An 8,091-nucleotide genomic window follows, 5' to 3' on the forward strand; every position below is an offset into this window, starting at 1 on the left:
GGTGGGATGTATGCAAATCATATTACTATGGTTGGCACCGAAGCTGGTGTAGGTGTTAATCTTAATGGCGTAGTTGCAGGGACTCAATCTGTTTCAGTAGATGCTAATGGTCATCTATCTGTTAATGGTACGCTTCAATCCGATACAAGTCTTGTGGCTAAGGCAAACTCTATACAGAATACAAAGACAATTGCTTCTGGTGGAGACTTGGGTTTAGAAACAAAAGAGTTAACTAATACAGGGCATATTACATCCGCTAAAAATGGACATGTTAAGGTAGAAGAAACCTTAACTAACAATAATACAATAGCCGCTGGTGCTAATACTCAAGGCGCTCTGACCGGTAATGGTTCCTTGTCTATTGAGGCAGGTACTGTTCGTAATACTGATGCAGTGATTGTATCTGGTGGTACTACAACAATTAATAGTAAAGAAGTCCATAATACAGAGAATGGTCGCATTTATGGTGGAAAAGTAGCGATACAAACTAAGGTACTCGAAAATCGTAAGAATGTAGCGTTAGAATCTAAATTAGATGCTGCTATGGCAGATATGAAGGCTGCAGAAGATAATCTTGAAGCAGCCTATGCTGTAGATACTACAGCTTTTACATCAAAAACTGAACAAGATGAATATATGAACCAAATCAAAGAACTATCTAAAGTATATGATGAAAAACTTAAAGCTGTTAAGTTAGTACAAGAGGAATTATCTGCTCATAAAGGAAGTACTATAGCAGGTCGAGAAGATGTAACTATTGAGGCAGATTCTATCTTGAATAGAGAAAAATCTCTTATATATAGTAGTGGTACTATGACATTGGATGGTCGTGATACCTTGCACAATATTGGTAGTACTATTGAGGGGTTAGGAAAAGGTGTCATTCGAAGTAAAGACTATCAAAATAAGAACTCTTCCTTTACCGCAAAACGAGTTAGTCCTGAAATTGAAAAAGGTCTTTCTGGGGCAAGTAATGATGCTATGCTTACAGAGCAAGAAGATCAAATCTTGATTACAGATAAAAACCATAGTGAGCGTGGTCAAGCTTTTAAAAAGTCTGAGTTTAGTTCTTTAAATAGTGGCTATGGTGCCTATCATGATCATGGAAAATCATCACCTATGCCAATTTATGAAGCTGCAGAATATGTTACTGTAGAACAAATTACACCTGAAGAGCAGGCGGCTGGCGAAGAACCAATTCCGGCAGAATATATTGGTACACAAGTACCGTCATATGCTTATGATGATCCAATTTTTAAGGAATTTGGCATTACATCTATGACGACAGAGCGTCCTCAAACAGCCGGCCCTGAACAAGAGGCCTGGGATGCACAATTTAAACCTATTTTGACAACGTTGAATGATAAAATTAAAGTTCATAATGCAAAGGCTCAATTGCATAACCAAAAAATCTCTGGTGTGGCTAATGAAAAAATTAATGATTATACTATAATTCGAACTAAGACTATGACTTCTCATGAAGAAGTAAAAAATAGTACACCAGGTGTAGTACGCTTTGGCGGAGATATGTCATTCACTGGCACTGGTACTAATGAAAATAGTCAAATGGTTGTAGGCGGTACGTTAGCTACTACAGGTGCTATTAATCAAGTTGCAAAAGAAGATCAAGAAGTGACTAATACATTTGGCACTACAGAAGCTACGTATACTTATAAAAGAAGATGGCCACATAAATCTTGGCGCCGAGGTTATAAGGGGCAAGTGTTTATGACTCCACAAGTGAGTAAAGAAAATCCAATGTCACTTGGGGTGGCTAAGAAAGAAGACAAAAATGGTAAGGCAAAAGGCGAAGTAGGGGCTAATCACCGTAAAGAGGTACAAGACTTCTTAAATCCATTTGCACAAGATAGTAGTAATAATGCATCTAAACCATCTGCAGGAACTAATATTTTGGCATTGCCTACAGAATCTTTGTATAGAATACATCCTGAAAGCACTGCTGACTATGTAGTTGAAACAGATCCGCAATTTACGAATAAAAAAGCTTTTTTATCCTCCGATTATATGTATCGAGAGATGAAAACAAAGCCTGAAAATATTGAAAAACGACTAGGTGATGGTTTGTATGAGCAGACCTTAGTTAGACAGCAGATTGTATCTGGAACAGGGTATAGATTCCTTGATGGGTATACAGATGATGAAAGTCAATTTAAAGCGCTCATGGATGCCGGCATTGCCTATGCTAAGCAACATGGAATTGTTCCAGGTGTAGCGCTGACAGCAGAACAAGTAGCTAGTTTAACTAGCGATATGATTTGGCTTGTAAAAGATGTTGTTATGGTAGAGGGTAAACCTGTTGAGGTAATCTATCCTAAAGTATACCTTAAACAAAGTGATAGATTGCAGTTGCATACTGATGGAACCTTAATGAGTGCTAATACATTAGTTATGAATGCAAAGGAAAGTATTCGTAATGAAGGTGTGATTCAAGGTAAAACAGTAGTTCTTGCATCTAATCAAGATATTATTAATAGCGGTCATATTAATGCAGACAAAGTTGGTTTGCAATCGGATAGAACTATTTACCAACAAGGTCAAGTTGTAGGGCGTGATGCTGTAGAATTACAAGCAAAAAAGAATATCACTTTTTACAATTCTATTGAACATTTAACAAACCAAGATGTTTTACATAAAACAGCAGGTATTGCTGTAACTGGCGATACAGGCGTTATGATTGTCTCTGCTGGCAATGATGTAAACCTAGGTGGTGCAACTATAGAGGCATTGGGTAAAGAAGGTGCTATCACTATTACAGCTGGACGTGATATTAATAGTACTACAGACACTCTTACAGCCAAAAAAGATATGACTAAAGATGGTGATAATTATTTGCGAACCTATCGTCAAACTGAGCTAGGAACGACAATCGAAGCTGGTGGAGATATATCTATTGGTGCTAAACGTGATATTAAGGCTCGTAATTTGACCGTTAGCAGTGATTCTGGGGCGGTAAAAGTAATTGGTGAACATGACGTATCCATCGAAAATGGTTATAGTGAATCTAAGGATGCATTTGCGTTAAAATATAAAGAAAAAGGTCTTCTTAATAAAAAAGAAACTAAAATCAAAACGAATGATGAAGCTAAACATGCATTAATGAGTACACTTAGTGGTCATACGGTAGTGGTTGGTGCTAATAATGATGTGACACTTACATCCTCTAATGTGGTGAGTACTGCAGGAACATCCGTATTAGCAGGTCATAATGTAATAACTGATGCAGTAGCAGAGCATACGCTAAGTACCGCATCTAAAGATGTAAAAAAATCTGGTATTATGGGTGCTGGCATGGGTATCATGATTGGTAAAAAACAATCTAAAGATAACTATTATATCGATGAAACTACTCATAAAGTCACTACTTTAGGATCTACTGATGGTAAGGTTACGGTACAAGCTGGTGATACAGTTCATTTGACTACTACAAATGCGGTAGGCAAAGATGGTGTTATCATTGTAGGTCAAGATATACTATTAGATGGTAAAGATGACGTGTATAAACAAGAGGAGCGTCATGAGCAAAAGTCCTCTGGTTTAACGGTAAGTTTAGGTGGCAGTGTTGTTGAAAAATTAGATAGTGCTGTCAAAAAACAACATAGTGCATCTAATAGGAAAAATAATCATTTTAAATTATTAGAAGGTAAACAATCGAGCGATAGATTGCTTTCTGCCATTGGCGAAGCAAAGCGAATTGTTGATAGAAGTTATAATGGTCAAATGAGAACCATTGAATCGCAATTGGAGCGAGTTAATACTGATATAGTTAATACAGCAGAAACAGACACAGCTAAGTTAGCAGAGCTTAAATCTAAGCAAGAACTGCTAATGAAAAAACGAAGTGATTTGGAAGAAAATAAAGGTATGGTTGATAAGGCTACTGATAGAGCCATAGATAGAGCAATTAATGTACAAATAGGTATTGGATCTAGTAAAAGTGTAGCTGAGTCGAAGTTAGAACGTCATACGTATTCTAGTGGGACTATTGACTCTGATGGAACTGTTTTGATTCATGCTAATAGTGCAGATTCAATTAAAGGTAATATTACTGCAATTGGCGAGCAAATCAAAGGGAAAAATGTACAATTAGCTGCTTCCAATACTATCAACTTAGAGGCAGGTTCAAATACACAACGTGTTGAAACAAATAGTAAGTCTAGTGGCTGGAATGTTTCTGCGAATATTGGTATGAGAACTGGTGGGCTAGTAGGATGGTCGGCTTCCGCTTATAAAGGGTCAGAAAATGGCATAGAAGATACTACTACTCATACAGGGACACATGTTGTAGGTACTAATAACGTATCTATTGAAAGTGGCAGTAATACGAACCTTACTGGGTCTACTGTTTCTGGGCAAGGTGTAACGGCGAAAGTAGGTAATAATCTGACTGTAGAAAGTTTACAAGACAGTCGAATCTATCATGAAACATCTAAGAACAAGGGTATTTCTATCTCTGGCGCAAACTTTATATCTCAACCTACGATTAATGGTGTTAATGTAAAAGGCAATATTGATAGTACTTATAAAAGTGTTACAGATCAATCTGGTATTCATGCAGGTAATAATGGTGTGAATATTACTGTTGGCAATACGACAACATTAAAAGGTGCTACTATAACTAGTAAGGCTACACCTGAAAAAAATAAGATGTCTACAAAGTCTCTAGTTATGGAAGACCTTCATAATGAAGCGTCTTATAAGGCTAAAAAATCTGGTATAGCCATGAATACGTCTGGATTGACAGCAAAAGGTATTCTCGGTAAAATCAACCCATTAGGGCTATCTCCGGTAGTTTCTATTCCAGTATCAGATAAGGCCCAATCTACCACAAAATCTGCTATTAGTGATACTATATTGGTAGAAGTAGAGCGTAAACCTCTTACTACTATTAACAGAGATACTGAACATGCACTCAATAGTATAAAACCTATATTTGATAAGGCTGATGTAAAAGAACGTATGGAATACGTTAACGCTGTCTCTGATGAAGGCTTTAAACTTATTGGGGATTTAGCATTTGCTCAAAAGATAAAATACGAGCTAAAAGCACAGACAGAAACTGATGCTGTTATGAAAGCTAGATATGAAAAAGAAGCTAAGAATTGGAGTGAGGGTGGTGCATATAAAGTTGCATTACATGGTGCTTTTGGTGCATTTGTTTCTAATCTATCTGGTGGAAATTCTTTGAATGGATTAGCAATTGGTGCAGGGAATGAATATTTAAATAAAGTATTAGATAAGCATAGAGATGGAAATATACATAAATGGTTTAGTACTATTGTAGGTAAATCTTTAGGTTCTACTGAGAGTGGTATTGCTTTATCTGCAACTACCAATAACTGGTTGACACATGGAGATCAGGTTAATTTTGTTAATGACCTTGTTGCATTTAAGAATAATCAATCAATATTAATCAAAAAACTAGCATATTATGATAGTTTGATGGATTTTCAACATTATCATAATCATATCTATAAAACTAGTAATTATTTATCTATAGATGGAGTTTATTCAGTATTAAAGCAAACTGATCCTGATGTATTAACAGATGGAATGGATACATCATTTTCTGATGTAATGTATAATATTTTAAATAAATATATTTATAGTCAAGGTGATGATGTTATAGCTGAATTTGAAGATCAAAAGGCATTTCAAAGTGCTAAAATTATTAGCAGTAAATCTGGAGTAAGCTTCATGGAAGCTAGAAATAATAGACCGGCCTCTAATGATTGGCGAGATAATTTAGATAATTTATATTTAGAGAAAAACAGTGGCAGTAATGGGTACTATGCAGAACAAAATGAGAGAAGTCGACCTAAAGTTTATGATAATGAAGGAGATAGATTAGCTGAAGCGGGCGCACATGTTGTGACTATGGGAGGGCATAACTATGCGATAGTTGGTAAAAATCCTGTAGAATTTTACTATACAACTTACCCAGCTCAATATACAGAGGATAAGTTCGGTGATGCATTAGCTGATCAAGAAGTCCCTGTGTACCCAGAAAATCCTCCATATATGACGAGTCGCTATGTTTTATATGGTGGTAAGGCTTATGCTACAAATAGGGAAGCTACAACAACTGTGGCTGGAATGAATCTTGATTCATTAGGAGAAACATATGCGCTTCAAAGAGCTGGTAATGTACTTGAGGGTAAACTTACTGGTAGAATACAAGAGGAGAGAAAGACCCCAGGTTTGAATCTAGAAGGTGATATTTTAAAACCTATGGATGGCGTTCATATTAATACCGAGTATATTTTAAATACTGGTAAGGAGCATATAGCATATGTTAGAGAAGGGCTTTTTACTGCTGAGGGAACTGTAAGTAATGTTAATACTACGGCTAAAATTGATGCTGGAAAAAAACCTGGTAGTATAACATTTTCAGGGGAAGGGAAATTTAGTGCTCTAGAATTGGAAGGTAATTTTAAATTAGGTAATGACCTTATTGCTGTAGAAGGTAGAGGTACTGCGGGAATCGGTTATAAGGTAAAATATGGTAGTGAAGAAAAGCTTGAAGCTACTGCAGTTACTGCTGGTGGTGCTATTTCTAGGGCTCGTAGGGGATTCTATGGGACCGGTGAACTAAAAATTACGAGCAATGTATTAAAAGGAATAGACTATTTAAAAGATGAAGGTGAAAACAGTAAAATCAATAAAGATGAAAAAATAGAGCCTAAATAGTAGTGCATTGTCCCTTTTGCCGAGAAATGATTGGGAAGAGTTTGTGCGTGTAGAAGAATATGCTTTTACCTTTGATGAATTGCATGAGAATGTAGTGCTTTAGTTAATTCCTTATATGCTATAATTAAGTGTTACATGAATTATTCAATATATTTAATTATAGAGTTCTAGAAGATATAGAAAGAGGTTCCTTATGGCATCCGGCAGATCTGAAAAAGAGTTACAAGGGGTAACGATGTTAGGTCACAAGACCGATTACCTAACTGATTATGCACCACAGGTATTAGAGGCGTTTGATAATAAGCACCCAGATAATGATTACTTCGTTAAGTTTAATTGTCCTGAGTTCACTAGTTTGTGTCCTATGACAGGTCAACCAGACTTTGCCACAATCTATATTTCTTATGTACCACATAAGAAAATGGTGGAGTCCAAGTCTTTGAAATTGTATCTATTTAGTTTCCGTAACCATGGGGATTTCCATGAGGATTGCATCAATATCATCATGAAAGACCTTATCAAGTTGATGGATCCTAAGTACATCGAGGTATGGGGTAAGTTTACGCCACGCGGTGGTTTGTCTATCGATCCATACGCAAACTATGGCAAGCCTGGTACAGAGTGGGAGAAGACGGCAAAAGAGCGCCTTCATTTCCACGATATCCAGCCTGAGCGCGTAGCATACCGTTAATATGGCATATGAATATTTAACAATGGGCACATCGTTCATAATGTTTTTTATGATCGGTGTGACTTTGTCTATACACCCTGCATCGATTATGGTAGGGACGAATACCTATATAGAATCACAAAATAAATGGACACGCTGGAACAGCTATATTATCTTTGTGTTGCTCCTATTTGTTATGGACCTATTCCTAACAAATGCTATATATCTAGCCTTTTACGATATATATGGCAATCTTAAGAACATAGGCCATCTCGGTGTTGATTTTATGGATGTTTTCTTTAGTGAAAGTTTCCAAGTCGTTGTAGCTGTCTTATTTTTGCTTGTGTTATTCCAAGTTTTGGGGCTTGTCGATGTAGCCCATGGTGAAAGAAATCTATCCTTCTACTACAGCCAAGTAGAGGAGGGCAAGGCGCCGCCATCTTGGATGGAGCGATACATGGAAAACGAGAAGGGCTCGCTGGGGGCAAGTATAATAGGACACCTATACATGCTGTGGATGACCAAGCGGAGTATGTGGACATATATTGTCTGCGTTGTGTGGTTCAAGGTACTTGCTATGCTAGTGAATGTACTAGTTTCACCCGTTATCAACCGCATTATGCACACCAATAATGAACTAGCGACACATGTGATTCTTGATCCTTATATTATTTCCTATGTACTGGCGGGCTTCTTATGGGGCCATGTAGCGT

The 8,091-nt window shown here is 36.9% G+C and carries 3 protein-coding genes; all 3 read left to right on the forward strand.

The window, feature by feature from the left end; all coding sequences use genetic code 11:
• Nucleotides 1-27 precede the first annotated feature (27 nt).
• A complete protein-coding gene (locus RYM16_RS08500) occupies nt 28-6,708 on the forward strand; it encodes a hemagglutinin repeat-containing protein (RefSeq protein WP_314983327.1) in 6,681 nt (2,226 codons plus the stop codon).
• 193 nt (nt 6,709-6,901) lie between these two features.
• Nucleotides 6,902-7,399, forward strand: coding sequence for a preQ(1) synthase (gene queF, locus RYM16_RS08505; protein WP_314983328.1), 498 nt, complete (start codon nt 6,902-6,904; stop codon nt 7,397-7,399).
• Between the two features lie 49 nt (nt 7,400-7,448).
• Nucleotides 7,449-8,091: hypothetical protein (locus RYM16_RS08510; protein WP_314983329.1), on the forward strand; the 643-nt coding region annotated here is incomplete at its 3' end.

The organism is uncultured Veillonella sp. (genome assembly GCF_963524655.1).
GTDB lineage: Bacteria > Bacillota > Negativicutes > Veillonellales > Veillonellaceae > Veillonella.

Bases quoted from the DNA above. Each gene is read 5' to 3' on its own strand.
- RYM16_RS08500 (WP_314983327.1), top strand. From the start codon at position 28: ATGGTTGGCACCGAAGCTGGTGTAGGTGTTAATCTTAATGGCGTAGTT.
- queF (WP_314983328.1), top strand. From the start codon at position 6,902: ATGGCATCCGGCAGATCTGAAAAAGAGTTACAAGGGGTAACGATGTTA.